This is a genomic window from Planobispora rosea, assembly GCF_014648175.1.
Classification (GTDB): Bacteria; Actinomycetota; Actinomycetes; order Streptosporangiales; family Streptosporangiaceae; genus Planobispora; species Planobispora rosea.
In genome coordinates this window covers 33,251-57,501 of record NZ_BMQP01000053.1, presented here as the reverse complement: position 1 = coordinate 57,501, position 24,251 = coordinate 33,251, and the positions used below count along the sequence as shown (strand labels likewise).

The 24,251-nt window shown below is 72.9% G+C and carries 26 protein-coding genes; 10 read left to right on the top strand and 16 right to left on the bottom strand.

Annotation, left to right across the window (positions count from 1 at the left end; all coding sequences use genetic code 11):
* Positions 1-1,669, bottom strand: a 1,669-nt coding sequence (locus tag IEZ08_RS34760) for a GGDEF domain-containing protein (RefSeq protein ID WP_189243869.1), incomplete at its 3' end; no start/stop codon positions are given.
* A gap of 233 nt (positions 1,670-1,902) precedes the next feature.
* Between IEZ08_RS34760 and IEZ08_RS34755 the strand changes: the two genes are divergently transcribed.
* Positions 1,903-2,679: a TSUP family transporter gene (locus tag IEZ08_RS34755; RefSeq protein ID WP_068923733.1), complete on the top strand. Its 777-nt coding sequence runs from the start codon at positions 1,903-1,905 to the stop codon at positions 2,677-2,679.
* A 1-nt stretch (position 2,680) separates the two neighbouring features.
* Here the strand turns inward: IEZ08_RS34755 and IEZ08_RS34750 are convergent, their stop codons facing one another.
* Both IEZ08_RS34750 and IEZ08_RS34745 read right to left on the bottom strand, forming a co-directional pair.
* Complete coding sequence (locus IEZ08_RS34750) at positions 2,681-3,901, bottom strand: MFS transporter (RefSeq protein WP_068923732.1); 1,221 nt, start codon at positions 3,899-3,901, stop codon at positions 2,681-2,683.
* A gap of 115 nt (positions 3,902-4,016) precedes the next feature.
* Complete coding sequence (locus tag IEZ08_RS34745; RefSeq protein ID WP_068923731.1) at positions 4,017-4,775, bottom strand: DeoR/GlpR family DNA-binding transcription regulator; 759 nt, start codon at positions 4,773-4,775, stop codon at positions 4,017-4,019.
* 57 nt (positions 4,776-4,832) lie between these two features.
* Between IEZ08_RS34745 and IEZ08_RS34740 the strand changes: the two genes are divergently transcribed.
* The 3 genes from IEZ08_RS34740 to IEZ08_RS34730 all read left to right on the top strand — a co-directional run bounded on the left by IEZ08_RS34740 (position 4,833) and on the right by IEZ08_RS34730 (position 7,361).
* The gene (locus IEZ08_RS34740) at positions 4,833-5,852 is read left to right on the top strand and encodes a helix-turn-helix transcriptional regulator (RefSeq protein WP_068923730.1); all 1,020 of its coding nucleotides are present in this window, start codon (positions 4,833-4,835) and stop codon (positions 5,850-5,852) included.
* 100 nt (positions 5,853-5,952) lie between these two features.
* Positions 5,953-6,582 carry a LysE family translocator gene (locus IEZ08_RS34735; protein WP_068923729.1) on the top strand — a complete coding sequence of 210 codons (630 nt, stop codon included), beginning with the start codon at positions 5,953-5,955 and terminating at the stop codon, positions 6,580-6,582.
* Positions 6,579-7,361 carry an alpha/beta fold hydrolase gene (locus IEZ08_RS34730; RefSeq protein ID WP_068923728.1) on the top strand — a complete coding sequence of 261 codons (783 nt, stop codon included), beginning with the start codon at positions 6,579-6,581 and terminating at the stop codon, positions 7,359-7,361. The genes IEZ08_RS34735 and IEZ08_RS34730 overlap by 4 nt, the downstream gene beginning before the upstream one ends.
* A gap of 21 nt (positions 7,362-7,382) precedes the next feature.
* Here the strand turns inward: IEZ08_RS34730 and IEZ08_RS34725 are convergent, their stop codons facing one another.
* Positions 7,383-8,666, bottom strand: a complete 1,284-nt coding sequence (locus tag IEZ08_RS34725; RefSeq protein ID WP_068923727.1) for a YibE/F family protein — start codon at positions 8,664-8,666, stop codon at positions 7,383-7,385.
* A gap of 383 nt (positions 8,667-9,049) precedes the next feature.
* Between IEZ08_RS34725 and IEZ08_RS34720 the strand changes: the two genes are divergently transcribed.
* Complete coding sequence (locus tag IEZ08_RS34720; protein WP_189243868.1) at positions 9,050-10,864, top strand: AfsR/SARP family transcriptional regulator; 1,815 nt, start codon at positions 9,050-9,052, stop codon at positions 10,862-10,864.
* Here the strand turns inward: IEZ08_RS34720 and IEZ08_RS34715 are convergent.
* From IEZ08_RS34715 to IEZ08_RS34705, 3 genes are read right to left on the bottom strand one after another with little or no spacing between them, the layout of a single operon-like run.
* Positions 10,830-11,288, bottom strand: coding sequence for a S26 family signal peptidase (locus IEZ08_RS34715; protein WP_141704009.1), 459 nt, complete (start codon positions 11,286-11,288; stop codon positions 10,830-10,832). The genes IEZ08_RS34720 and IEZ08_RS34715 overlap by 35 nt on opposite strands.
* On the bottom strand, positions 11,285-13,111 hold the full coding sequence (locus IEZ08_RS34710) for an ABC transporter ATP-binding protein (RefSeq protein ID WP_189243867.1): 1,827 nt from the start codon (positions 13,109-13,111) through the stop codon (positions 11,285-11,287). Before IEZ08_RS34710 ends, IEZ08_RS34715 begins: the two co-directional genes overlap by 4 nt.
* Positions 13,108-13,659 carry a hypothetical protein gene (locus tag IEZ08_RS34705; protein ID WP_068923724.1) on the bottom strand — a complete coding sequence of 184 codons (552 nt, stop codon included), beginning with the start codon at positions 13,657-13,659 and terminating at the stop codon, positions 13,108-13,110. The genes IEZ08_RS34710 and IEZ08_RS34705 overlap by 4 nt, the downstream gene beginning before the upstream one ends.
* 143 nt (positions 13,660-13,802) lie before the next feature.
* Between IEZ08_RS34705 and IEZ08_RS34700 the strand changes: the two genes are divergently transcribed.
* Together IEZ08_RS34700 and IEZ08_RS34695 are read left to right on the top strand one after the other, a co-directional pair.
* Entirely contained in the window at positions 13,803-13,976 is a 174-nt protein-coding gene (locus IEZ08_RS34700) for a hypothetical protein (RefSeq protein ID WP_176728506.1), read from the top strand.
* An 89-nt stretch (positions 13,977-14,065) separates the two neighbouring features.
* Positions 14,066-14,626 (top strand): MauE/DoxX family redox-associated membrane protein, encoded by a 561-nt coding sequence (locus IEZ08_RS34695; protein WP_068923723.1) that lies wholly within the window; start codon positions 14,066-14,068, stop codon positions 14,624-14,626.
* 132 nt (positions 14,627-14,758) lie between these two features.
* On the opposite strand, the gene IEZ08_RS34690 is transcribed toward IEZ08_RS34695, so the two are convergent.
* The 5 genes from IEZ08_RS34690 to IEZ08_RS34670 all read right to left on the bottom strand — a co-directional run bounded on the left by IEZ08_RS34690 (position 14,759) and on the right by IEZ08_RS34670 (position 17,835).
* Positions 14,759-14,929: a hypothetical protein gene (locus IEZ08_RS34690; RefSeq protein WP_176728505.1), complete on the bottom strand. Its 171-nt coding sequence runs from the start codon at positions 14,927-14,929 to the stop codon at positions 14,759-14,761.
* 185 nt (positions 14,930-15,114) lie between these two features.
* Positions 15,115-15,777, bottom strand: coding sequence for a TetR/AcrR family transcriptional regulator C-terminal domain-containing protein (locus tag IEZ08_RS34685; protein WP_084780123.1), 663 nt, complete (start codon positions 15,775-15,777; stop codon positions 15,115-15,117).
* Positions 15,778-15,865: 88 nt separating this feature from the next.
* Positions 15,866-16,552: a hypothetical protein gene (locus tag IEZ08_RS34680; protein ID WP_189243866.1), complete on the bottom strand. Its 687-nt coding sequence runs from the start codon at positions 16,550-16,552 to the stop codon at positions 15,866-15,868.
* A complete protein-coding gene (locus IEZ08_RS34675; RefSeq protein ID WP_189243865.1) occupies positions 16,552-17,067 on the bottom strand; it encodes a SigE family RNA polymerase sigma factor in 516 nt (171 codons plus the stop codon). The genes IEZ08_RS34680 and IEZ08_RS34675 overlap by 1 nt, the downstream gene beginning before the upstream one ends.
* An 87-nt stretch (positions 17,068-17,154) precedes the next feature.
* On the bottom strand, positions 17,155-17,835 hold the full coding sequence (locus IEZ08_RS34670) for a TetR/AcrR family transcriptional regulator (protein ID WP_068923719.1): 681 nt from the start codon (positions 17,833-17,835) through the stop codon (positions 17,155-17,157).
* 259 nt (positions 17,836-18,094) lie between these two features.
* On the opposite strand from IEZ08_RS34670, the gene IEZ08_RS34665 reads away from it, so the two are divergent.
* Positions 18,095-19,654 (top strand): DHA2 family efflux MFS transporter permease subunit, encoded by a 1,560-nt coding sequence (locus IEZ08_RS34665; RefSeq protein ID WP_189243864.1) that lies wholly within the window; start codon positions 18,095-18,097, stop codon positions 19,652-19,654.
* A 95-nt stretch (positions 19,655-19,749) separates the two neighbouring features.
* On the opposite strand, the gene IEZ08_RS34660 is transcribed toward IEZ08_RS34665, so the two are convergent.
* Together IEZ08_RS34660 and IEZ08_RS34655 are read right to left on the bottom strand one after the other, a co-directional pair.
* Positions 19,750-20,118 (bottom strand): hypothetical protein, encoded by a 369-nt coding sequence (locus tag IEZ08_RS34660; protein ID WP_229803845.1) that lies wholly within the window; start codon positions 20,116-20,118, stop codon positions 19,750-19,752.
* Between the two features lie 102 nt (positions 20,119-20,220).
* Entirely contained in the window at positions 20,221-21,006 is a 786-nt protein-coding gene (locus IEZ08_RS34655; RefSeq protein ID WP_068923716.1) for a DeoR/GlpR family DNA-binding transcription regulator, read from the bottom strand.
* A gap of 104 nt (positions 21,007-21,110) precedes the next feature.
* Between IEZ08_RS34655 and IEZ08_RS40420 the strand changes: the two genes are divergently transcribed.
* The gene (locus IEZ08_RS40420) at positions 21,111-21,233 is read left to right on the top strand and encodes a hypothetical protein (RefSeq protein ID WP_268249394.1); all 123 of its coding nucleotides are present in this window, start codon (positions 21,111-21,113) and stop codon (positions 21,231-21,233) included.
* A gap of 37 nt (positions 21,234-21,270) precedes the next feature.
* On the opposite strand, the gene IEZ08_RS34650 is transcribed toward IEZ08_RS40420, so the two are convergent.
* The gene (locus IEZ08_RS34650) at positions 21,271-21,675 is read right to left on the bottom strand and encodes a hypothetical protein (RefSeq protein WP_068923715.1); all 405 of its coding nucleotides are present in this window, start codon (positions 21,673-21,675) and stop codon (positions 21,271-21,273) included.
* Between the two features lie 122 nt (positions 21,676-21,797).
* A complete protein-coding gene (locus tag IEZ08_RS34645; RefSeq protein ID WP_068923714.1) occupies positions 21,798-22,658 on the bottom strand; it encodes a glycerophosphodiester phosphodiesterase in 861 nt (286 codons plus the stop codon).
* Positions 22,659-22,931: 273 nt separating this feature from the next.
* Between IEZ08_RS34645 and IEZ08_RS34640 the strand changes: the two genes are divergently transcribed.
* Complete coding sequence (locus tag IEZ08_RS34640; RefSeq protein WP_189243862.1) at positions 22,932-24,251, top strand: endo-1,4-beta-xylanase; 1,320 nt, start codon at positions 22,932-22,934, stop codon at positions 24,249-24,251.

Genomic DNA, 24,251 nt, shown 5'->3' with positions numbered 1-24,251 from the left:
CCACCGGCTGGTAGTGCACCGCCAGCTCGTCACGGGCCATCGCCTGGCGCAACCCCGCGACCATTCGGGAATGCTCCAGCCGGGCGTTGCGCAGTTCCGGGGTGAAGACCACGATCTGGTTGCGGCCCGCGGCCTTGGCGGCGTACAGCGCCAGGTCCGCATCCCGCAGCGCCTCGGCGGGAGTCGCGATCGTATGCCCGGCCAGCAACCCGATGCTGGTGCTGAGGTGGATCTCCTGAGGCTCCAGCCGGTACGGTGCGCTCACCTCGGCCAGCACCCGCTCGGCCAGCGCGTGCGCCAGAGCCGCCGGGGCGGCCGGCAGCAGCAGCGCGAACTCGTCGCCGCCCAGCCGGGCCAGGGTCTGACCGGGTGCGCACAGCGCGCGCAGCCGGTGCGCCACCTGGGTGAGCAGATCGTCGCCGATGGGATGGCCCAGGGTGTCGTTGACGTCCTTGAACCCGTCCAGGTCCAGCAGCAGCAACGCCGGCGGCCCCTCCGCCCGCAGCGCCTGTTGCAGGGCCTCGCCGAGCAGGGTGCGGTTGGCCAGCCCGGTCAGCGGGTCGTGGAAGGCCCGGTGGGCCAGGCTGCGCTGGAGCATCTCCTGGGTGTGCAGGGCCGCGCTGAGCTGGTGGGTCTGCGCGGTCAGCCGGTCGGCCTGGCGGTCCAGGGCCGTGGCCCGGGCCTCGGCCAGCCGCGCCACGGTGTTGAGCCGCAGCACCAGCAGCACCGCCAGCACCACCGTCATCGTCATGAGCAGGAGCCTGTCGCCGGACTGGTAGGGCGTGTGCTCGTGGAACAGGGTCAGCCCCGCCATCGAGGCGAGCGGGCTGAGCAGGGCGAGTGCCATGAACAGCGTGCCCCGGGCCCGGTTGGTGACGTCGGGGGCGGTGGTGGTGTGCGCCACGCTGGGGTGCAGCGCGGCGGCGCCGACCAGGACCGACCAGGTCAGCCATGCGGTCGCCGCGACGGGACCGTCCGTCCGTCCGGCCATCTGGTCGAGCAGGTAGGCGCTGTCGCCCAGGAACAACATGCCGAAGGACGCGCTCAGCAGGGCCAGCCAGGGCGCCCGTCCCTTGCCGAGCGCCAGCCGTACGGCCAGGCCGAGCATGAACAGGTCGATGATGGGCGTGGCCAGGGCCAGGGCGAGACCGATGCCGCTGCGTTCGGCGGCGCTCAGGAGCGGGTGCAGCAGGAAGGTCCAGAACGGCATGGCCGCGCCGACGGTGATGATGCCCGCGTCCAGCAGCGCCGCGCGGGGTGAGCCGCTGCCGCGCCAGGCCAGCATGACCAGCGCGATCAGCCCCAGGATGTGACAGTCCACGGTGATGCGGTGGTAGAGGCCGAGCAGCAGCGGGATCTCCAGCCAGACCCAGCCGACCCCCCACAGCGCGGTCGTCGCCAGCCAGTTCAGCACGCTGACGGCGGCGATGAGCCGCCAGGGCCACAGACGGCCCAGCCGGTGCCTCCGGATCGAGGACAGCACGGCCACCGTCGCCGCTCCCTGGACGACCACCCAGGGCAGCACGTCCAGGACGGGGGAGAGGGGGGCGAGCAGGGGCGCGGCCAGGCTCAGCAGCCCGGTCAGGACGAGGAAGACCGCCCAGCCGTACGGCCCGCGCGTGAGGTGCGCTCCGTCGGCCCGGGCACTTCCGGGGAACGTCTGGCTCATGTCCTTCTCTCGTCCGTCGTGCGCGGGCGTGGCGCCGGTGCGTCACAGGTACCGGGCCGGTGAGGCGCCGGTTGTCGTCCGGTTGCCGGACGGGTTCAGCCGCGTCATGACGCCGATCGGACACGGCGTGCCCGTTCTGAGGGAAAGCGCGTAAGGATCATGGAGCTGTGCTGCCCGGATGACGGAGAGCGGTACGCTCTGCCCGGCGTTCAATGGGATTTCGGGGGATTCGCATGGATACGGTGGAGATCGTACTGTTGCTGGTGGCAGCCGCCGGGGCAGGATGGATCGACGCCGTGGTCGGCGGGGGAGGACTCCTGCAGCTCCCCGCGCTGTTCCTGGCGGGGGTCTCACCGGTCCAGGCGCTGGCCACCAACAAGCTCGCCTCGGTTTTCGGCACGGCTTCGGCCGCCGTCACCTACGCCGCCACCACGAAGATCGACGCACGGGTCGCGGTCCCCGGGGGTCTGGCCGCGCTGCTCTTCTCCGGTCTCGGGGCCTCGGCCGCGGCGGCGATCTCCAAGGGGGCGCTGATCCCGCTGGTCATGGCCGTTCTGGTGGTGGTGGCGCTGGTGGTCACCTTCCGTCCGGCCCTCGGCGTCCATCCTCACCCGCACCTGCGCACCCGCGCCCGGCTCCTGGGCGCCGTGGCGGTGACCGGAGCCGCGATCGCCTTCTACGACGGCATCATCGGCCCCGGCACCGGTACCTTCCTCATCCTCGCGTTCACCGCGATCCTCGGAATGGACTTCGTGGGCGCCTCGGCCCACTCCAAGATCATCAATTCGTGCACGAATCTCGGCGCGCTGATCGTCTTCGCCTACCAGGGGCATGTGCTCTGGCTTCTCGGCCTGGGAATGGCGGCCTGCAACATCGCCGGAGCCCAGGTCGGTGCCCGGATGGCCCTTCGGAGGGGTGCCGGGTTCGTACGGATCGTCCTGCTGTGCGTGGTGACAGCGATGGTGATCAAACTGGGCTTCGACCGGTTCGGGCCCGACGCGTCTTATTAATCTACTTTGTAAAGGCAGCGGTTCGTAACGCCGAAGCCGCCACCGCCACGAAAAAAGCCAGCGACGCCGGGATCGCCAGCGCCCCGGGGAGCCCGAGCAGCTCTGCGGCCCCGCCGATCACCACGGGGCCGGTGAGGAAGCCGGCGTAGCCGAGGCTCGCCACCCGGGCCAGGGCGCGGCCCGCACGTGCGGGGTCGCGGCGGCCCGCCGCGGAGAAGACCTGGGGGACGATGCAGGACAGGCCCGCGCCGAAGCAGGCGAATCCCGCCACTCCGGCGATCGGATGGCCGATCAGGAGGGCGGTTCCGAGGCCGGCGGCGGCCAGGAGTCCGCAGCCGCGGACCAGGGTGACCGGGCCGAGCCGGGCGGCGAGCCGATCCCCCGCGAGGCGGCCGGCGGTCATCATGGTCGAGAAGGCGGCGTAGGCCGCCGCGGCGAGCCATTCGGAGCTGTTCAGGGCGTCGTGGAGGTAGACCGAGCTCCAGTCCGCCGCCGCGCCCTCACCGATCATGCAGCAGAACGCAAGAACACCCAGCAGGAGTACGCCGCCGCCCGTTCTCGTTCCGGCGGCCGCCGCGGGGGCGGGGCCGCTCTCCTGTGAGCCGGCCTCTTCCGGGCCGGTCTCCTTCGAGCCGGGCACGGTCTGCGGGGCGAGCGCCCAGCCGGAGGCCCGCAGGGCCATGGCCGTGATGGCGGCGGCGACGATGAGGAAGGTGGCGGCGGGGCTGAGCCCCATGGTGGCGAACAGGCCGCCGGCCGCCGCGCCGAGGAATCCGCCGATGCTGAACACCGCGTGGAAGGACGACATGAGCGGTCGCCGCGCGGCGCGCTCGACCTCGACGGCGTTGGCGTTCATCGCCACGTCGAGGGTGCCGTGAACCGCGCCGAAGGCGAACAGGGCCAGGGCGAGGGTGGACAGGTCGGAGGCGAGGGCCGGCAGGAACAGCACCGCTCCCTGCGCGAAGGCCATCGGGAGCATGACGCGGACGCTGCCGAACCGGTCGACCAGGCGGCCCACCAGCTGCATGCCGGTGATCGCCCCGGCTGCGATGCCGAGCAGCCCGAGGCTGAGCTGGCCGTCGCCGAGGCCGAGGCCGTGCTTGATCGTGGGGATGCGGGCCGTCCAGGTGCCGATCGCCGTACCGGAGAGCAGGAACAGCAGGGAGACCGCGATCCGGCCATGCCGCAGCGCTGTCCGGTCGTGGTGGGTGAGGGTCGTCAACGGGACTCCGGGGACGTCGAGGGTGCGGGAGCACGGGAGCACGGGAGCACGGACAGGGCGGGGCGGGGCGGAGCGGACGGGCGTGTCGGGTGACGACGCGGGCCGGGGGGGCGGGCTAGACGGCGCGGACGGCGACGCCCGCGGCGACGAGGGCGTCGTGCTCCGACGGGGGGACCGCGGAGTCGGTGACGACCAGGTCGAGACGGTCGAGGGGGCAGACGGCGCCGAAGGCGGTGCGGGTGAACTTGCCGGAGTCGGCGGCCGCGACGACGCGGCGGGCGGAGGCGATCGCAGCCTGCTTCACGGCGACCTCGGCCAGATCGTGGGTGGTCAGGCCGTGCTCGGCGGACAGGCCGCAGCAGCCGATGACGGCGGTGTCGAAGCGCAGGGACCGGATGGCGCTCTCGGTCAGCGGGCCGGTGAAGTTGAGCTCGCCGGGACGGACCTCGCCGCCCGGCAGGACCAGGCGCACGCGGGGGGCCGTGGCGAGTTCGCCGGCCGCCTGCAGGGAGAGGGGCAGGACCGTCAGGCGGCGGTCGCGGATCACGCGGGCGATCTCCAGGGCGGTGGTGCCGGAGTCGAGGAGGACGGCCTCGCCGTCGGCGATGAGCGAGGCGACCTCGGCGGCGATCCGCCGTTTGGCCTCCACCGCCTCGTGCTCGCGCACCCCGAAGGGAGGCTCCTCCCCGCGCAGGAGGAGGCTCACGGCGCCGCCGCGCACCCGCCTGACCACGCCCTGCTGGGCGAGCTCGTCCAGGTCGCGGCGGATGGTCATCTCCGAGACCGCGTGCTGGAGGGCGAGCTCGGCGACCGAGACGGAGTCGGTGGCACGCAGTGCGGACATGATGGCGCGGATGCGATCGGAACTTTCCACGTGTTTATTTGAACACAAGCAATGTGAGATTCGCAATCGTAGGGAAGACTGGAGGGCATGCGCGCCAGCCGCCTGTTGTCACTCCTGCTCCTTCTGCAGACGCGAGGGCGGATGACCGCCACGGAGATCGCCGAGGAGCTCGAGGTCTCCGTCCGGACGGTCTACCGGGATGTGGAGGCGCTGTCGTCCGCCGGGGTCCCGGTCTACGCCGACCGCGGGCCCGCGGGTGGCTACCGGCTCCTGGACGGCTACCGCACCCGGCTCACCGGACTGACCGCCGAGGAGGCGTCCTCGCTGTTCCTTGCGGGGCTGCCCGGCCCGGCGGCCGAGCTGGGGCTGGGGGAGGTCGCCGCCACCGCGGAGCTGAAGCTGCTGGCCGCGCTGCCGCCGGAGCCGCGGTCGCACGCCGCCCGGATGCGCGAGCGTTTCCACCTCGACGTCCCGGGCTGGTACCGCAGGGCCGACGAGGTGCCGTTCCTGGCCGAGGTCGCCGAGGCGGCGTGGGAGGAGCGGCCGCTGCGCATGACCTACCGCCGCTGGGGGCCGAAGGACGTGGAGCGCGTGGTCCATCCGTACGGCCTGGTCCTCAAGGGGGGGTCGTGGTACATGGTGGCCGTACCCGAAGGGAGAGCCGGCGAGGGCGGGGAAGCCGGCGGGGGAGCGCCCCGCACCTACCGCGTCTCGCGGATCGTGACCGCCGAGGTCGCCGAGGGCCGCTTCGAGCGGCCGGACGACTTCGACCTGGCGGACTTCTGGGAGAGGTACACCGTGGAGTTCCGTGAGCGCATGTACACCTCGGAGGCGGTGATACGGATGGCGCCCGGGGCCGAGGGGCTGCTGCGCGTGACGGTCGGCGACGACCCCGTCGAGGCGGCGCTGGCCGGTGCGGGCCCGCCCGACGAGCAGGGCTGGACCGTCCTGCGCCTGCCGATCGAGTCGGTCCGGCACGCCCACTGGCTGCTGCTGCGCCTGGGCGCCGACGTCGAGGTGCTGGAGCCGCCCGAGCTGCGGGACCACATGGCCGACACGATCGCCAAGCTCGGCGAGGTGTACGGCCGGGCTCCGGGCACCCGCTGAGGAAGGGCGGTGAGGCCCTGCGGTGAGGAGTGGTGAGGCCCTGCGGTGGGGGGCGGCAAAAACGATTGCGGCGCCGGACGGTGGTGACCATGATGTCGGAATGCTCCTCATCGCCTTCATCGGCTCGTGCTTCCTGCTCGCGATGATCCCCGGTGTCAGCACGGCGGTGATCCTCCGGCAGACCCTGCGGGCCGGGAGGGGACCGGGCATGGCCGCCACGCTCGGCAACGAGACGGGCATCCTGCTGTGGGCGCTGGCCGCGGCCTTCGGCCTGTCGGCGCTCGTCCTGGCCTCGGAGGTCGCCTACGACGTCATGCGGATCGTCGGAGCCGTCTTCCTGATCGTGATGGGTGCCCAGTCGATCTGGCAGGCCCGCGGGGGAAGCAGGGCGGCGGAGCCGCGGGAGGAGCCGGTCGGCGAGGTCGCCCGGGGATGGCGCAGGTCCTACCTGCTGGGCTTCAGCACCTGCCTGGCCAACCCCAAGGCGGCGGTGTTCGCGATGTCGTTCCTGCCGCAGTTCGTGCCCGAGGGGGCGAACGTGCCGCTCACCCTGATCGCGCTGGCGGTGATCTGGGTGCTGGTCGACACGGTCTGGTACGGGCTGTTCATCTGGATGGTGGGGCGCGCCAGACTGGTCTTCGGCAGGCCGGCGGTCCGCCGCCGCCTGGAGCGGATCTCCGGCGCCGTCCTCATCGGCCTCGGCGTACGGCTGGCGGTGGAGTCGCGATGACGGTCGCGCGGCGGATCTCGTCTGTGGCGGCCGTGATGGCTGTGGTGGCCGCTCTCGCGGCCACGGGCGGATGCGCCCGGCAGCCGGAGTGGGGTTCGGTCATGGAAGCGGCCGGTCAACGCCAGCGGGTGGAGTGCGCGGGCACCGTCGGTCCCGCCGTCGTGCTGGTGCACGGCATCGGCGACACCGCGAGCTCCGCGTCGTTCGACGCCGTGCGCGCCGAGCTCCCGGACGACCGGCGAACCTGCCGGTACGACCGGCCGGGCACGGGGGACAGCCCGGCACCCACGCGTCCGGGACGCGACGCCGACGCACTCGACCGCGAGCTGGACGCGGTGGTCCGGCAGGCCGGCGGTCCGGTGGTGCTGGTGGGCCACTCCTTCGGCAGCTACCCCGTGCTGTACTACGCCCTCCGCCACCGCGAACGGGTGGCCGGCGTCGTGCTGCTCGACGGGGTCGACCCGCGGCTCGGTCTGCGGGCCGCGCTCGGGGTGACATCGCTGGCCGAGGCCGGGATGGGCGATGAGGCGCTGGACCTGGCAGCCGTCGAGGAGCAGGTCAGGGCGGCGGTCGGCGCCGGGCCGGCGCCGCTGGCGGACACGCCGCTGGTGGTGGTGAGGCGGGACAGGTCGCTGACCCCGCAGTGGACGGCGGCCCAGGAGCGGCTCGCCGCCCTGTCGACCGGTGGCAGCGTCGTGCCCGCGTCCGGAAGCGGGCACGAGGTGCCGCACGACGCCCCGTCGGCGGTCGTCGACGCCATCGCCCGCGTGGCCGGGTGAACAGGGCTCAGGCGATGGGGTTCAGGGAACGGGGCCGGCCAGGATGTCCGGTGGACGCCGGTGCCGCGCCCTCCGCGGCGTGTGGTCGTCGTGGCCGTGGTCGTGGCTGTGCCCGGCGGAGCGGTCACGGGTGGCGGTCAGGGCGGCCAGGGCGGTGGTGATCGGCACGGCCGCGATCAGGCCGAGGGTGCCGGCGACGCTGCGGACGATCTCCTGGGTGAGGACCGGGTTGGTCACGACCTGCCCGATCGGCTGCTCGCCGACGCTGATGAGCAGCAGCAGGGGCAGGGACGCGCCGGCGTAGGCGAGGATGATCGTGTTGATCACCGAGGCGATGTGGGAGCGGCCGACCCGCGCCGCGGCCCGGTACAGCTGGACGAAGCCGTACCCCGGGTTGGCGTGGGCGAGCTCGGCGACGGTGGCGGCCTGGGTCACGGTGACGTCGTCGAGCACGCCCAGGGAGCCGATGATGATGCTGGCCAGCAGCAGCCCCTGGGTGTTGATGCGGTAGCTGGTGTCGAGGTAGAAGGAACTCTCGTCGATGATCCCGTTGAGCTGGACGATGCCGATGGCTGCGTACGACAGCACGCCGGTCAGGCTGAGGCTGACCACGGTGCCCACGATCGCCGTCGAGGTGGTGACGGTGAATCCGTGGGTGAGGTACAGCACGGTGAGCATGATCGCCGCCGAGCCGACGATCCCCACCAGCAGCGGTGACTGACCGGCCAGGATCGCCGGGATGACGAACATCAGCAGCAGCACGAAGGTGATGGCCAGCCCGATGAGCGCCGTCACCCCGCGCCAGCGGCCGAAGGCGACCACCGCCAGCGCGAAGGCGGCGCCCACCAGCAGCAACGACGATCCGCGGTCGTGATCGGAGATCTGGTACGGCGGCACGTCCAGCGTGCTGTCGGGGGGGCGGACCAGCACCACGTCGTCACCCGCGGCGAAACGCTGCGCGCCCGGACCGCTGGGCAGCGGGGTGGTGACGCGCTCACCGGACTGCGCGCCGCTGGTGAGCTCCACCTGCGCGTCACCGCAGGTGGCCGGGTCGGGGGGTGACGCGTTCTGGGGCGCCCCCTCGATGGGGGGCTCCTCCGGGCAGGGGGTGAGGGTGATACCGGTGATCGTCCCGGTGACGCGCTCCAGCTCCGGCTGCCCGGCCGTGGAGACGGGCTCGGACGGCCACATCCAGACCAGGGCGGCGAGCGTGGCGATCGCGAGGGGAACGATGACGGCCAGGGTCGCCCACACCGTCGCCCGGGAGCGGGGAACGGCCGGACCGTGGGAGTGGTTGGCGCCCATGGGGCAGGCTCTCCTCGAAGGCGGCTGACGTCGGGGCGGGGCATACCGTTCCATCCCGCCGAACGGGTGAGCGGAACGGAATCCACTGTCCTTGCCAGTAGATTCTGGCGGAAAGACTCGGGTGGTCGGGCCCGTTCAGGTGGCAGGCGGCCGTGACGTCCGTACCCGGGCTCAATCCCGAGCGCCGTGCGGGAGCGCCGGCGGGCGTGTGCCGCTGCCCGCTGGAAGACGCCGTCCCCGACGACCCGCACTCCGCGCATGCGCGATGTCCGGTCATTGCCCTGCTTCTGACCTGGTCGCTCCCCTGGCGGGCGGCCAGAGTGGGACCAGGGTGGAGATCGTGGGCGGCCACGGCAGAGCCCTCGGCGGGGTGAACGGGAATCATGTCGGAGACGGCTGCGTCACTGGAGTTCGGAGTGCTGGGGGCGCTCGTCATGCGGGCGGGCGGCGGCGTGCTCGCGGCCGGGCCGCCCAAGCAGCGCGCCCTCACCTCGCTTCTGCTCATGAGGCCGAGCGGGGTCGTCCCGTTCCACGAGATGATCGAGGAGTTGTGGGGTCCGGCCCCGCCCCGTTCGGCGGCGGCCAACCTGCGGACGTACGCCGGGCGCCTGCGCGCGGCCCTGCCGCCGCGGGAGCGGGACCGGCTGGTCGCCCGCCCGCTCGGTTACCGGCTGCGGGTCGAAGACGGTGAACTCGACCTCGACGTCTTCGAGGCCGAGGCCGCGGCCGGCCGGGCGTCGCTGGAGGACGGGCGGGCGGAGGAGGCCCTTCGGCGGCTCGAAACCGGGCTCGCCCTCTGGCGCGGAGAGATGCTTGAGGACGTACCGCACGGACCCGTCATCGCGGCGCGCAAGGTCGCGGTCGACGCGCTGCGCCTGTCGGCGGAGGAGGACCGCTGCGAGGCGTTGCTGGCGCTCGACCAGCCGGCGCGCGCCCTCGACCCGCTCCGCGCACTGGTCACGGCGCACCCGCTGCGGGAACGCGCGTGGGGGCTGCTGATGCGCACCCTCTACGCCCTGCACGACGTCTGCGGTGCGCTCGACGCCTACGCGGAGGCCCGCGGCGCGCTGGCCGAGGATCTGGGCATCGAGCCGCACGAGGAACTGCGACGGTTGCACCAGGCGATCCTCCGCCGAGAGCTGGCCCCGCTCCGAACGGTCGTATCGGCTCCGGGGCCCGCCTGCCCGCCGCGCCAGCTGCCCCCGTCCACCGCGGTCGTCGGCCGCGAGGAGGAACTGTCGGATCTCACCCGCCGACTCGGCGCGCCCGGTGATGTCGTCATCGTGCACGGTCCCGCGGGCAGCGGCAAGTCGTGCGTGGCGGTGAGCGCTGCCCACGCCGTCGCCGACCGCTATCCCGACGGCCAGCTGTACGTCGACCTGCGCGCGGCCGGCCCCGGCGCGGATGCCCTGTGCCAGGCGCTGCGCGGGCTCGGCGCCGAGGTGACCGGCCCGGACGTCGCTCACCTGACCTACCGGTCGGTGCTGGCCGATCGCCGCATGCTGGTGATGCTGGACAACGCCGCCGACACCGCCCAGGTCCGCCCCTTTCTGGTGGCGTCACCCGGCAGCACCGTTCTGGTGACGAGCTGTCCGATGCTCAGTGTCCTCGACGGCGCGGCACACCTGCGCGTGGGCCCGCTCGGTCACGCCGCGTCCCTGCGGCTGTTGTCGCTGCACGTGGGTCCCGCGCGCCTGCGGCGGGAGCCGGACGCGGCCGACGACCTGGTCCGGCTGTGCGGCCGGCTGCCGCTCGCGCTGCGGATCGCGGCCGCGCGCCTGAGGGCGCACGCCGACCGGCCCGTACGCGAGCTGGCCGACCGGCTCGGTGACGAGCGGCAGCGGCTCGACGAGCTCGAGGCCGACGACCTGGCGTTGCGTGCCAGCCTCAGATCGCCGTACGACTGCCTGGCGGGCAGCGGGCGTTGCGTGGACCGGCTGGCGGCGGAGGTGTTCCGGCGGCTCGGGCCGGCACCGGCCGGCATGATCAGCGTCCAGGACGCCGTGCGGGCGGTGCGCGGACGCGCCGGAGAGGTCGTCCGCGCCCTGGACCGGCTGGTCGAGATGGAGCTGGCGGGCTTCCGGCCACCGGACCGCTACGTGTTCGCCGACCTCGCCCGGCTGCTCGCGCGCGACGTCGCGGCCCACCTGGCCGAGCGGGGGCTCAACGGCGGGAGCCGGGCACGCCCAGTCGCCTGACCATGATCCCGAGCAGGTCGGGGGCGTGGAAGAGGCCGCAGATCCGGGAGTCGACGCTGCGTTCGACGTTGTCGCCGATCAGGACGAACGCGCCTGCGGGCACCGCCGAGCCCACCGGACGGCCGGCGGCCTCTGCCACCTCGGCCGGCACCGGGTCGCCGGCGACGGCCGTCACACGCTTGATCAGCACCAGCTCGCCCGTCGTGCCCTGGAGCGATGGCGCCGGCGGCGTCCACCGGACCACGACGACGTCGCCGCGACGCAGCCGGTGGACGCCGGTGCGCCGGACGAGGACACGTTCGCCTCCGGTGAAGGTCGGCGCCATGCTGGTGCCGACGACGGTCACGGCGATGAGGCGGCACCGGGTGTACGCCGCACCGAGGACGATCATGCCGGCCATCAGCGGCGGAACCCAGCCGGTCACGGTGTCACGCTCGCGCCGGCGTGATAGCCCTCGGCCTGCCGGGCGAAGAGACGGGCGTACGTGCCGCCGAGCGCGACGAGCTCGGCGTGCGAGCCGCGCTCTGTCACACGTCCGCCGTCGATCACGGCGATGGTGTCCGCATCCCGCAGCGCAGCGAGCCGGTGGGACACCAGCACGCTCGTACGGCCGGAGCGGTGCCGGCGCAGCCGCCGGTGGAGCTCGTGCTCGGCGTCGGCGTCGAGCCCCGAACTGGGCTCGTCCAGGATCATCAGCTCGCAGTGGCTCCGGAACAGGGCCCGGGCGATCGAGACGCGCTGTCCCTGGCCGCCCGACAGGTGGACTCCGGTGGAGGCGTCGTCCTTGTCCGCCTCGCTGTAGAACTCCCTGGACAACAAGGTGTCGTAGCCCTCCGGCAACGCGGACAGCACGGTATGGGCTCCCGCCTCGCGTGCCGCGGCCTCGATGCGCGGCCGGTCACGCAGCCCGCGCAGGTCGCCCAGCCCGATGTTCTCGGCCGCGCTCAGGTCGTAGGTCATGAAGTCCTGGAAGACCGCACTGATCCGGGTGCGCAGCACCGCGGGGTCCACGTCGCGGATGTCCACCCCGTCCCAGAGGATCGCACCGCGATCGGGATCGTAGAACCGGCACAGCAGCTTGGCGAGGGTACTCTTGCCCGCCCCGTTCACGCCGACCAGTCCGAACGCGGCGCCCTCGGGGATGAACAGGTCGACGCCCCGCAACACCCAGGGATGGCCGGCCGAGTAGCGGAACCACACGTCGCGCAGCTCGATCCCCGAGCGCAGCCGCGGCAGGGGGCACGGCCGCGACCGTACGGGAAGGTCGGGTCCGGCGTGGACGACGGCGCGGAAGTGCGCGAACATCAGCAGCTGGTAGTGCGCCCCCGCCGCCTCGGTGACCAGGCTCCCCAGCGCGAGCCCGACGCCCGGAACCGCGGCGACGAACATCGTGACGTCGCCCGCCGAGACCCGTCCCGCGCCGGCCTCCAGGACGACCCAGACCAGGCCGGCTCCCGAGACGACCGCGCTCAGCAGGCCGAGGCCGCCCTGGACGAGGGTCTCGCGGCGGGCGGTACGGCGTTCGGCGGCGTTGGCCGCCAGCGTGTCGGCCCGCATCCGCTCCCGCAGGTGCGTCCCGGTACCGAACAGCCGGAGCTCCTTGGCGGCGTCGACACCGGTCAGCAGCGAGCCGAAGAAGACCTCGCGCCGCTGCAACGGCCCGATCCTCCAGAACATCGTGGCTCGCCGCCGCGCCAGCAGGAACTCGGCGGCGGCGACCGGTACGGCCCCGGCCAGCACCACCACGGCCATGACCGGGCTGATGACGACGAGCGACCCCAGAAAGCCGGCGACGCCGATCCCGGCCCGGATGAGTGCGAGCAGAGCGGCGACCACCCTGCCGGGCGTCGTTCCGCCGGACTGCTTGGCCAGGCGCAGGCGGTCCAGGAACGCCGGATCCTCGAAACGGCCGAGTCCGACGAAGGAGTTGACGGCCGCGTACAGCCGGTCGTCGGCCACGAGCGAGGCGGAGCGACGCAGTTCGTCGGTGACGTAGGTGACGGCGCGCGGCAGCACGGCGACGGCGGCTCCGGCGAGCGCCAGGCCGGCGCCCAGCGCGGCGAGCGGCGCCGGGTCCGGGTGGCCGGCGCCGAGGTGGTCCAGGAGCAGTTTGGTCAGCCAGGAGACCGCGACCGGCACGGCGCCGCCCACCACCGTGAGGGCGACGTACGCCGACAGCGTCCCCGGCCCGGCGTGCCAGGCCAGGGCGACGGCGTCGGCGATGCCCGCGTGAGGTCGTGACCTCATGCCTGCGCCGCGTCCTGGAGCAGCAGCGTGGACGGCTCCAGCGTGGAGCGGAGCACCCGTCCCGAACGGTCCACGACCCCGAACAGCGGGAACGCCGCCACCCCGAACGCCGCCGCGACGGGCCCGCCCGGCGGCTCCACCACGACTCTCGCCACCGGGGACAGCAGCTCGGCGTACTCGGTGGACGCATCCGGTCCGGCGATGACGACGACCATGGTGGCCTGGCGCCCTCCCGGCCACAGCCGGGCCGTCTCGACCAGGCTGGGCACGCGTTCCCGGCAGGGGCCGCAGTCGGGGCTGACGAAGGCGACGAGAGTGTCCCCCGGCCACGAATCGTGCGTGAGCGGCTCCCCGCCGGTCGTGGCGCCACGGAAGGCGGACACCCGCCGGCCCACCGGAAGTGACGGCGGCTCGGGGGACGAGGCGGGCACCCGGTCGGCGAGGAGCTCCGTGTGCTCGCGCAGCCGCCTGACCACGCCGAAGGTGAGCAGCAGATTGAGCAGGGCCAACGCGCCGACGAGCACGACGATCGCGACGAGACCGGACACGGCGTCTCTCCTTTCGTTCTGGCAGGAGACGGACGCTAACCGCCGGGGTGATAACTCCCGCACACGTGCTCGTGTATCGGTCCTATCGGCCCGGTCTCTACCGTCACCGGCGGAATCAGTCGGCACTCGACTCTGGAGATCCCATGAACCAACTGTTCGGCCGGGCCGGTGATCTGATGCTCGGCCTGCTGGCGCCCAAGCTCAGGGCGGAGGCGGCCATCTTCATCGGCTGTTGTGACTGGTGCGTCTGTTACTTCCAGTCGGAGATCAACCCCAACAACAAGTGGTGCGCCCAGTGCTCGTGCTCGCGGTGCTGACGGCCGGGCACCCGTACGCGGCATGAGCCGTCACGGGCGGGCGGAGGCCTCACGCCGCCGTCCGCCCGCCGGCGGGGAAGGGTCTGACGATGTACGTATCGCTGGGATGCGCCGTGGCGCTGAGCGTGGTCTTCGGGGCGTCGCTGGCGAGCAGGGCCGGCCGGGACGCGTTCCGGGCTTTCGCCGCCTCCGCGGGTCCACTGAGCCTGTTCCCGGCACGGCTGCGCGGCCCGCTGGCCGCGACGGTGGTGGCGGCCGAGGCCGTGGTGGCGGCCGGGCTGGCCGTCGGCCTGCTCCGCCCCTGGTGGCCGGCGCTCGGGGCCGTCGCGCTCTGCGCCTTCGCGGGGGCGGCGGGGCTGCTGGGCGCGTTCACGATCGCCGTCGTGGCGTCGTTGCGCCGCCGGGACCGGACGCCCTGCCGCTGTTTCGGCGCCTCGCCGGTACCGCTGGGCTCGCGCCATGTGGTGCGGAACGCGCTGCTGCTCGGCGTGGCCGTGGCCGGCGGCGTGGCCGAGGTGCTGGAGCCGGTCCGCGGCAACCTCGCCGGTGCTTCGGTCGCGGCCGTCTCGGGCCTGATCGCGGGACTGCTGGCGGTCCGCTTCGACGACGTGGCCGCCCTGCTGGCCGGCCCGCCCGGCCCGGCCACGTGACGGGAACGACCCGGGCGGGGAGATCCCCGCCCGGGTCGCGCCGCTTCCTGCCGTTGCCGCTGCCGCTGCCGCTGCCTCGGCCTCTGCCTCGGCCTCCGCGTCACGTGTGCGGCCGACGGCCGGCCCTGCGGGTCAGCACCTCGTGCAGGAGCACCCGGCGCACCAGGTCTGGCCGGTGGTCTCGGACTTGACCCGGCACAGGCAGAAGTCACAACAGCCGATGATGACCGCTGCCTCCGCCCTGAGCCTGGGCGCCAGCAGGCCCAGCGTCAGGTCCGCGGCGCGGCCGATGAGTGCGTTCATGCGCGTCTCCATCTTCGATCGCGTACTGGTTCACTTCGACGGTAGGGAAGCGGTCGATAGGGCGGATATATGTTGATGTGTGCACGAACTATCGCCATCCTCTCTGAGGATCTCGATCGGATGGGATCGCGTCGTTTCCCGGTCGCCGTAACCGGCTGCGGGCTCGTGCGAACACGCAGCGACGATCAGCCCCGGGCCGCGGTGATCCGCGCGCCGACGGAGTCGAGGACGAGGCCGAGCCCGAAGGCGAAGCGGTCCAACGCCCGCTGCAGCGTATAGGGGAGCGCGGAGTCCGACACGGCGAGCGCCCCGGCCTCCTCCAGCGCGGTGAGTCGCGGGAAGCGGCCGGCCATGCGCTCACCCAGGAGCGGGGCACGCTGCTCCCACCACTCGTCGTCGCCGCCGGTGAGCGCGGGCACCTGCTCGGCCTCGACGACTGCCGAGGCCGCGCCCCGCGTGTACGCCTCGACCGCCGCCACGCATCCCACGATGTCGGCTGCCGCCAGGCCGTACCCGTCGAGCAGGGCCAGCGCGGCGTCATGGCGGGCCAGGACGTTCGGGCCGAAGACGGTGCGCGAGGTCACCACCTGCAGCAGCCAGGGATGGGCGCGGAAGGCGGTGAGGCCGGAGGCGGCCAGGTCGTGCAGCCCGGCCCGCCAGCCGGCGTCCGCGGAGGGCAGGGGCCGGCCGACCGCGAGGCGCTGGCCGCCGACCTCGCGACCGCCGCCGAACTGAAGGCGGGCCTGGACGCCTCCCGTCCGGACGCCGGAGCGGCGAAACGATCCCCTGCGTGATCGCACGACCTGAACGGGCGGGGACTTTCCTTCCATCACCTGTGGCACCGTCATCTCGATCCGGCGGGTTCAGGCGGAGCCGTCAGGGTGTGCCGCCGGCGGACCGCCGGAACCCGGTCCGGGGACGGGGCCGTCAGGCTCCTCACCGCAGTGGGATCCGCTGCAGGATCTCCCCCCTCGCGCCGGTGACGACGAGCCTGCGCACGTCGGCTCCCGGGGGACACTCCACAGCCCACAGCCCGAGTCCCGCTCCGACACCCCGGGTGAGGTCGCCCGGGAGCTGCTTCCCGTCCTTGGTGACGGCCGTCACTCCGTGGACGTCGCCCTTGGCCACACCGAGCCAGACGTCTGCACTGCGCAGCTTGCCCTGCGGACGGGCGAACTCGCCGGCGGCGAGGGGAGGGAACCCGGAGCAGGAGCCGCCGTGCGGTCCGCTCTCGCAAAGAACGAGCCCGTTCTTGCGGGGTGCGTCGCTCAGCCACATGACGAGCGGCGGCACGGAGGCGATCCTCCCTCTGGGAGGGAACTTCTTCCTCAGTTCCGCGAGTCCCTTGTCGGTGGGCCGTGGCGTGGCTGTGAGGGACGGCGCGGCTGTGAGGGACGGCGCGGCGGGTACGGCGACGGCGAGGCCGCCGGGCTGCCCCGGCCACGGGCGGACGGCCCAGGCCGTGAGGACGGCCGCGGCCGCCACCGCCACGGTGATCCCGGTGACGGCGCCACGACGACGTCTGCGCATGTCGCGTCCCGCCGCGACGGCCAGATCCACATCCACCGTGGTGGGCGGCTGCTCCTGGCTCGCCAGCGAGTCGAACACCTGCTTGACATCCATCAGCATTCCTCCGCACGCGCTAGACGGGATTCCGGCTCGCCGAGCATCGAGCGCAGCGTGGCGAGGCCGCGGGCGGTCTGGCTCTTGACGGTTCCGGTGGAGCAGCCCAGCGTGTGGGCGGTCTGCTCCACGCTCAGATCGCAGTGGAAGCGCAGCACGAGGGTGGCGCGCTGGCGTGGAGGGACGGCGGCCAGGGCCCGGCGGATGTCCATGGCCGTGTCCCGGTCACCGCTGTCGAGTGGCTCGTGGGGCATCGCGGACCTCAGCTGCACCCGGGAGAACCAGCCTCTTCGCTGTTCGGCGAGGAAGACCCGGATCAGCATCACCCGCACGTAGGCGTCGAGGTCGTCGGCCGTCCGCGCCTGGCGCCATTTGACGTAGAGCCGCGTTATCGCTGTCTGTACCAGGTCGTCCGCCCTGTGCCAGTCCTGGCACAGGGGGTAAGCGATCTTCCGTAGCCAGGACAGCCGACTCCTCACATACGTGGTGTACTCCTCGTCACGTTCAGGGCTCATGGGTCTCCCGGATAGATGGCTTCACATCACAGGAGATGCCGTCGGCCCCGACGCGGGTTGCATGGACGGGTCGGCGGCGGAGCACCGTCAAGCCGGCTCCGGCCTCTCCGGGGCGAGCCGTGCGGCGATGCCGTCCAGAACGAGATCGAGCTTGCGGGCGAACCACACCGAGGCGGGCTCGGCCAGGGCCGTCCGCAGGAGCGGCGCCACCGTCTCACCGACCGCCGTCGCCCAGGCGTCCGCCGTGCTCGTGCGGACGTCGGAGTCACCCACGGGGAGGTCCAGCTGCTTGCCGCGGCTGAAGACGTCGACGGTGAGGTCGAAGACGGTGTCCGACGCCAGGAACGCGTCCTCGGGAGTGAACCCGTAGGAGATGAGCTGCCGGACGGACGCGCCGAAACGCAGTATCAGCTCCTCGGGGAAGCGCGTCAGCTTGAGGAACTCCTTGATGAGGCCGGGATGGGCCTCCAGCAGCCGCCAGACGGCCTCGGCCTGCTCGGTGAGGTCCGTCCGCCACCGTCCGGTCGGCTCCGGCCAGGGGGTGAGCTGCAGCACCCGGTCCATGGCCAGGATGACCAGGTCCTCACGGTCGGCGACGTGGCGGTAGAGCGCGGAGTGCGCGACCTGCAGCCGCTCGGCGACCGTGGCGAGCGTGAGGTTGTCGAACCCCACGGCGAGGGCGGCGTCGGCGATCGCGAGCCGGGTGATGCGCGCGGGCCGTCCCCGGGGACGGCCCAGCACCCGCCACTGACGCGCCTGTTCGCTCATATCCCCCTGCTCGTGTCTCGCCGCTCGGTCCCGCTGGTCGTCCGCCGTCCGGGCCGTGCCGCCCCCGCACGAATCCACCGGCCCACGGCCTGTTCCCTCTCCTCCCAGAAGGGAGCGTACCGGCCGGAGCCGGCCCGGCCGAACGCCTCGGCCACGGCGGGGCCCCGGGCGGGGCCGGTCGCCTCCGTATTTTGTTACAGACAGTCTTGAATAAATAAGGCTTGCCTAACTAAGGTGGGCGGCGTAAAGGAGGTTCACAGTGATCGGAAGCCGGTCCACGTGGGCCCTCACGCTGGTGACCGCCGCCTGCGTGCTGCTCACGCTCGACATCACGATCGTCAATGTGGCGCTGCCCGCCATCCGCAACGACCTGGGCTCGGGGCTGGCCGGTCTGCAGTGGGTGATCAACGCCTACACGCTGGTCTTCGCCTCGGTGCTGCTGACGGCGGGCTCGCTGGCCGACTCGGCCGGCAGGCGGCGCGTGTTCACCGGCGGGCTGGCGGTGTTCACCCTGGCCTCGCTCGCCTGCGGGCTCGCGCCGTCAACGGTGGCGCTGAACGTCTTCCGCGCCGTCCAGGGGCTCGGCGGGGCGTTCGCGTTCGCCCCCGCGATGGCCATCATCGCCGGCTCGTACGGCGGGGCCGCGCGCACGAGGGCCATCGCGATCTTCGGCGCCGCGACCATGGGAGCGGGGGCGCTGGGGCCGCTGGCCGGGGGAGTGCTGGTGGAGACGCTGGGCTGGCGGAGCATGTTCCTGATCAACGTCCCCCTCGGCGCGGCCCTCCTCTGGCTGGCCCTGCGCAGGCTCGAGGCCGATCCCCCCGCCGGACGGGTGCGCGTCGACGTCATCGGCGTCCTCACGCTGACGACCGGAGTCGCCGCCGTCACCCTCGCCCTGCTCCAGGGCGCGTCCCAGGGCTGGTCGAGCACGGCCACGCTGGCGCAGGCGGGCGCGGGCGTGCTCGCCCTGGCCGTGTTCGTGGTGAGTCAGGCCAGGGGCGCGCACCCGCTGCTGGACCTGTCGCTGTTCCGCATCCGCTCCTTCACCGGCGCGGCGGTCTCCGCGCTGCTGGTCCGCCTAGTCGGTTTCGGCCTGATGGCCTACCTGGTGCTGTTCCTGTCGGCCGGCTACTCCTACGACGCCTTCGACGTGGGGCTGCGGCTGCTGGGCATGAGCGCGCCGCTCATGGCGGGCGGGCTGGCCGCCGTGCGGCTGGGCGCGCGCGTGCCGCCCGGAGGGCTGATCGCCGCGGGCTTCGTCGTCTCCGCCGCCGGGCTCGCCGCGCTGACGGCGGCCGACGCGGGAGGATCGTGGGCCCGCCTGCTGCCGGGCCTGGTGCTGCTCGGCTTCGGCCTCGGCCTGGTGTCGACGCCGGGCATGACGGTGGTCATGAGCGTGGTGCCGCCCTCGCGCACCGGCACGGCCTCGGGAGTGATCCAGTCCTTCCTGCCCCTGGGCACCACGCTGGGCACCGCCGTCTTCGGTCTGATGTTCTCCGCGCACCTGCACGCGGCGACCGGCGCCGCGCCCGCGCTCGCCGGGCTGGACGCCGGGACGCGGGAACGGATCGCCGGCGCGCTGGAGGCCGGGCGGATCGACGCGGTGGCGGCGGCCGTGCCCGCGCCCCTGGGAGAGACGGCGGCCGCGTTCGGCCGCGACGCCATCGCCGGGGCCCTGAGCCTGCTCGGCGTCGTCGCCGCCGCTCTGGCCGTGGCCGGGGCGCTGCTCGGCGCACTGCTCATCCGGCGCGGGGACCTGCTGCACACCGGGGAGGAGAAGACGCCGGCCTCCCGGCAGGCCACGCCGGACACGGCCTGACCGGCCGCGGTGCCGGTGGTCCGGCCGGGCACGGCGACCGGCGCGGGACCGCCGCGCCGTCCGTACCGTGGTGATCGCGGTGCCGGATCCGGGGGTCAGCGGGCGGGCGGGACGGTGGCGAGGCTGGTGTAGACCTCCTTGCCCTCGTCCCGGGCCTGGGCGACCATGCGGTCGGCGCCTTCGGAGGGGCCGCCGATGCGCAGGACCGCGTCGCAGCGCGACAGCAGGCGTTCGGCGATGGGATGGAAGATCTCATCGAAGACGGCGTCACCGTGGCGGGCGCTGCCCGCCGTCTCCAGGAGCGGGAGGGCGAGGGCCTCGCCGGTGACGGGCAGGTGGCCCGCGCGGAAGAGGGTGAGCGCGGCGTCGTTCATGGCCTGGACGTTGGCCTGGAGCTTGCGCGGGTCGTCGCCGGTGCCGGAGCGGTACGGGCCGGCGACGAGGATCATCAGGGGGCGGGGCATGGTCATCCTTCCGGGGTCGTTCGGGCTGCGGGGTCGTTCGGGCTGCGGGGTCGTTCGGGCTGCGGGGTCGTCCCGGGTTACGGGGGTGTCCCGGGTTGCGGATCAGGCCAGGAGGGTCTCGACGCCGGCCTCGCGCAGGGCCGCCAGCGTCGGAGGGCCGCTGGGATGGGTCGCGGGATCCCGCGCGGCGGTGTCGGTGACGAAGGTGCGCACCGCGTCCAGGGGGCCGACCCGGCTGAAGGCGCGCACGCCGAGCTTGGTCGCGTCGGCCACGGCGACGGTGCGGGCGGACTGGGCGAGGCCGGCCTGTTTGACGGCCGCGTCGTCGAGGGAGAACTCGGTCCAGCCCTGTTCGGCGTGGACGCCTCCGATGGACATCACGAAGCAGTCGAAGGTCAGGGACTCCAGGGTGCGCAGGGCCAGCGGGCCGACCAGGGAGTGCTCGCCGGGCCGGGAGCGGCCGCCGATCACCAGCAGGTCGATGCCGGGGCGGTCGGCCAGGCGCTGCGCGGCCTGCAGGCTGAGCACGGCGACCGTGAGCGGTGCCCGGGTGGCCAGGTGGCCGGCGACGTGCACGGTCGTGGTGCCGGCGTCCAGCAGCACGCGCGAACCGGGTTCGACCAGGGCGGCGAGGGCCGCGCCGAGGCGGTCCTTGGTGGCGGCCTGCCAGTGCTCACGCGTGGCGAAGCCGCCTGCCTCCTCCCGCGGCCGGACGGCGACCGCGCCCCCGTGCACCCGGCGGACCAGGCCCTGGTGTTCCAGCGTGTCGAGATCCCGGCGCACGGTCATCTCGGAGACGCCGAGCCGCTGGGCGAGCTCCGACACGGCCATCCGGCCGGAGCCCTGAACCAGGCGCAACGTCAGATCCAGGCGATTGGCGACTCCCATGGCCCATTTCTACCATGGCTATGTTCATACGAACAAATTCGTGTGAGAACGTGGAACCGGTGGGACCATAGCCCTCAAGGTGACCGATCTACGAGGGGAACGTTGTGTCGGATGACTCCGCGCCGGACGGCGAGGGCCGCGCCCTGCCGTCGGGTATGGACGTGGTGCACGTCACCGCCGACGGCGACATCGACGAGATCGTGGTCTTCGCCGGGTCCCTGGACTGACGGCTCCCGGAGACCGGGCCTTCCGCGGCCCCGTGATTCAGGAACGTGAGCCGCCGTGGTCACCGGGGGGTACGGCGTCGCGCAGCGCGAGGGCCTCGCCCAGCAGGTGCCGCAGCTCCGGGCCCTCGACGAGGGCCGAGACCGGCGCGGTGCCGTACCGGAGGCGGGTGAGCACCCAGATCTCCCTGCGCTCCAGCTCCTCGGCGGCCATCTCCCCGAACTCCTCGGGGACGCCGTCCGGTTCCCCGGCCCGGTAGGCGGCGAAGGTGTCGGGCAGTCTCATCCCCCTCCCCGCGGGAGAGAAGATCTCGGCGAACTCCTCGGCGGGAGGACGCCCGGACAGGTTCCCCAGCGAGAGGGCGAAGCCCAGGAAGTCGCCGATGACCTCCTGCGGGTCCTGGCTGACCCTGATGAACGGGCCGTCGAGACGGAGAGTGCGCATATCCGACGTGGATACCACGCCTGACCCGGATCGGGGACACCGCCCGCCACGGTCGCCCAGGGCCGCCTCCATCTCCAGCTCGACGGCCTGAGCCCCGCCGGCCGGCGCTTGGCGCGTCGTCCTCAGGCGGCCTCGCGGGCGGGCAGGACCTCGTTGAGGACGTCCGGCCGGTTGGTGATGATCCCGTCCACGCCGAGACCGGCGGCGCGGCGCATGGCGGGCGCGTCGTCCATCGTCCAGGTGAAGACCTCCATGCCGAGGGCGTGCACCCGCCGGACGTACCCGGCCGTCAGGTCGGTGTGGGTGGGATTGATCTGGTCGGCGAACTCCGCCAGCCCCGGCAGGTGGGCGGCGGGGGGAGTGCCGAGCAGCCCGATCGGGACGTCCGGCAGCAGGCGGTGGAATCGCCGCATCGACGAGAAGTCGAAGGACTGCACGATCAGCCGGCGCCCGTCCGGGCCGGCCCGGAGCCACGACGGGTGGAGCCGCAGCTCGGCCGCGACGCGCCGCTCGATGCCCGGGTACAGGGAGGGCGCCTTGATCTCCAGCAGCAGGCCCAGCCCGCTGTCCCGCATCGCCCGAAGCGACTCGCCCAGTGTCGGCACCGGCTCGCCGGCGAACTCGGGGGCGAACCACGATCCGGCGTCCAGCCTCCGGATCTCCGCGAGGGTGAAGTCGGCCACCCGCCACGGCGCACGGCCGGGGAAGACCGTCTCCGCGTTCGTCGTCCGCGCCAGCGTGGTGTCGTGCATCAGCACGAGCCGGTGGTCCCTGGTCTCCTGCACGTCCAGTTCGAACAGATCCGCCCGCTGCTCCCGGGCCAGCCGGAACGCCGCGATCGTGTTCTCGGGGGCGTAGGCGCTCGCCCCCCGGTGGGCGACGTTGGCGATCCGTCCGGGCGCCGCCGCGGCGGTCGCCGCCGGCGCGGGCAGGGACGCGGCGGCCGCCATCACGGCCAGTGCGACACCGAGTCGTCGGAACATGCTCACCTCTCGGGGTAGGAGACGTCGCCTCCAACCCTTGAGGCGCTCGGTGACGCGAGACCGACGATACGGTAGCCCGCCGTGTACTCCAGGGAACCATCAGCGGCGTGCCTGCGGCCGGTCGGCACGCCGTACCCGGTGCTGGGCCCGTGAGCCGTCCGGGAGGCCGTACCGTCGGCGTCCGAAAGTTTCGGCTGGATATTGACACTTTTCGGCAGCCTCTCCAGACTGCTTCTCGGCGGTCTTCCCGCCCATCATCCGAAGGACATCTCGATGCCGTCGTCTCCTGACCGCCCCGCGTTCGACGCCGACCCCCTCATCCGCGAGCACCGCACCGCGGCCGTCACCCTCACCGTCACCGTGGACGGAGCCCCACCGGCCGGCCGGGATGTGGTCGTCAGGCAGCGGGACTACAAGTTCCTCTTCGGCTGCATCGGCTTCGACTTCATCCCCCTCGCCAACGGCGAGCCCCCGCCCGGTCCCTCCACCGGTCCCTCCACCGGCCCGGGCGGCGGATCGGAGCCGCCGGACGAGGCCACCGCGGTACACGACGAAGCCCTGGCGGAGCGCTGGTTCGAGCTGTTCAACTTCGTCACGCTCCCCTTCTACTGGGGGAGGTTCGAGCCCGTCCGGGGGCGGCCGGACACGGAGCGGCTGCTCGCGACCGCCCGGTGGTTCGCCGACCGGGGATGCGTGGTCAAGGGCCACCCGCTGGCCTGGCACACCGTCACCGCCGACTGGCTGCTGGACCTGCCGAACGAGGAGATCGTCCGCGAGCAGGTGCACCGGATCCACCGGGAGGTGACCGGCTTCGGCGGGCTGATCGACATGTGGGACGTCGTCAACGAGGCCGTGATCATGCCGGTCTTCGACAAGTACGACAACGGCATCACCCGGATCTGCCGGGACATGGGCCGTATCCCGCTGATCAGGACGGTCTTCGACGCGGCGCGCGAGGCCAATCCGGGGGCCACGCTCCTGCTCAACGACTTCGACATGTCCACCGCCTACGAGTGCCTGATCGAGGGCGTGCTCGAAGCGGGCATCAAGATCGACGCCCTCGGATTGCAGAGCCACATGCACCAGGGGTACTGGGGGGAGGAGAAGACCCTCGCCGTCATCGACCGCTTCGCACGCTACGGGCTGCCCATCCACTTCACCGAGACCACCATCGTCTCCGGCCGCATCATGCCGCCGGAGATCGAGGACCTGAACGACTACCGGGTCCCGGAGTGGCCGACGACCCCGGAGGGCGAGGAACGCCAGGCCGAGGAGGTCGTCCGCCACTACAAGACCCTGCTGTCCCATCCGGCGGTGGAGGCGATGACGTACTGGGGCTTCTCGGACGGCGGATGGCTCGGCGCGCCGGGAGGATTCGTCCGTCTCGACGGGACGCCGAAGCCCTCGTACGAGGCCCTGCGTTCGCTGGTCAAGGGGGAGTGGTGGCTGGGCCCGACGACGATGGCCGCCGATGACGAGGGCCTGGTCCGCTTCGACGGGTTCCTCGGTGAGTACGAGGTCTCCGCCGAGGGGAGGACGGCGGCCTTCAGGCTCGACGAGCCGGGGGAGACGGCGATCAGCGTGGCCCTGTGA

Excerpts from the sequence above, each read along its gene's own strand:
- IEZ08_RS34720 (WP_189243868.1), top strand. The coding sequence starts at position 9,050 with ATGTCGGAGACGGCTGCGTCACTGGAGTTCGGAGTGCTGGGGGCGCTC.
- IEZ08_RS34730 (WP_068923728.1), top strand. The coding sequence starts at position 6,579 with ATGACGGTCGCGCGGCGGATCTCGTCTGTGGCGGCCGTGATGGCTGTG.
- IEZ08_RS34675 (WP_189243865.1), bottom strand. The coding sequence starts at position 17,067 with ATGAGCCCTGAACGTGACGAGGAGTACACCACGTATGTGAGGAGTCGG.
- IEZ08_RS34655 (WP_068923716.1), bottom strand. The coding sequence starts at position 21,006 with ATGGGAGTCGCCAATCGCCTGGATCTGACGTTGCGCCTGGTTCAGGGC.
- IEZ08_RS34650 (WP_068923715.1), bottom strand. The coding sequence starts at position 21,675 with ATGCGCACTCTCCGTCTCGACGGCCCGTTCATCAGGGTCAGCCAGGAC.
- IEZ08_RS34680 (WP_189243866.1), bottom strand. The coding sequence starts at position 16,552 with ATGGATGTCAAGCAGGTGTTCGACTCGCTGGCGAGCCAGGAGCAGCCG.
- IEZ08_RS34740 (WP_068923730.1), top strand. The coding sequence starts at position 4,833 with ATGCGCGCCAGCCGCCTGTTGTCACTCCTGCTCCTTCTGCAGACGCGA.
- IEZ08_RS34755 (WP_068923733.1), top strand. The coding sequence starts at position 1,903 with ATGGATACGGTGGAGATCGTACTGTTGCTGGTGGCAGCCGCCGGGGCA.
- IEZ08_RS34735 (WP_068923729.1), top strand. The coding sequence starts at position 5,953 with ATGCTCCTCATCGCCTTCATCGGCTCGTGCTTCCTGCTCGCGATGATC.
- IEZ08_RS34670 (WP_068923719.1), bottom strand. The coding sequence starts at position 17,835 with ATGAGCGAACAGGCGCGTCAGTGGCGGGTGCTGGGCCGTCCCCGGGGA.
- IEZ08_RS34660 (WP_229803845.1), bottom strand. The coding sequence starts at position 20,118 with ATGCCCCGCCCCCTGATGATCCTCGTCGCCGGCCCGTACCGCTCCGGC.
- IEZ08_RS34645 (WP_068923714.1), bottom strand. The coding sequence starts at position 22,658 with ATGTTCCGACGACTCGGTGTCGCACTGGCCGTGATGGCGGCCGCCGCG.
- IEZ08_RS34640 (WP_189243862.1), top strand. The coding sequence starts at position 22,932 with ATGCCGTCGTCTCCTGACCGCCCCGCGTTCGACGCCGACCCCCTCATC.
- IEZ08_RS34710 (WP_189243867.1), bottom strand. The coding sequence starts at position 13,111 with ATGAGGTCACGACCTCACGCGGGCATCGCCGACGCCGTCGCCCTGGCC.
- IEZ08_RS34690 (WP_176728505.1), bottom strand. The coding sequence starts at position 14,929 with ATGAACGCACTCATCGGCCGCGCCGCGGACCTGACGCTGGGCCTGCTG.
- IEZ08_RS34700 (WP_176728506.1), top strand. The coding sequence starts at position 13,803 with ATGAACCAACTGTTCGGCCGGGCCGGTGATCTGATGCTCGGCCTGCTG.
- IEZ08_RS34695 (WP_068923723.1), top strand. The coding sequence starts at position 14,066 with ATGTACGTATCGCTGGGATGCGCCGTGGCGCTGAGCGTGGTCTTCGGG.
- IEZ08_RS34725 (WP_068923727.1), bottom strand. The coding sequence starts at position 8,666 with ATGGGCGCCAACCACTCCCACGGTCCGGCCGTTCCCCGCTCCCGGGCG.
- IEZ08_RS34685 (WP_084780123.1), bottom strand. The coding sequence starts at position 15,777 with ATGACGGTGCCACAGGTGATGGAAGGAAAGTCCCCGCCCGTTCAGGTC.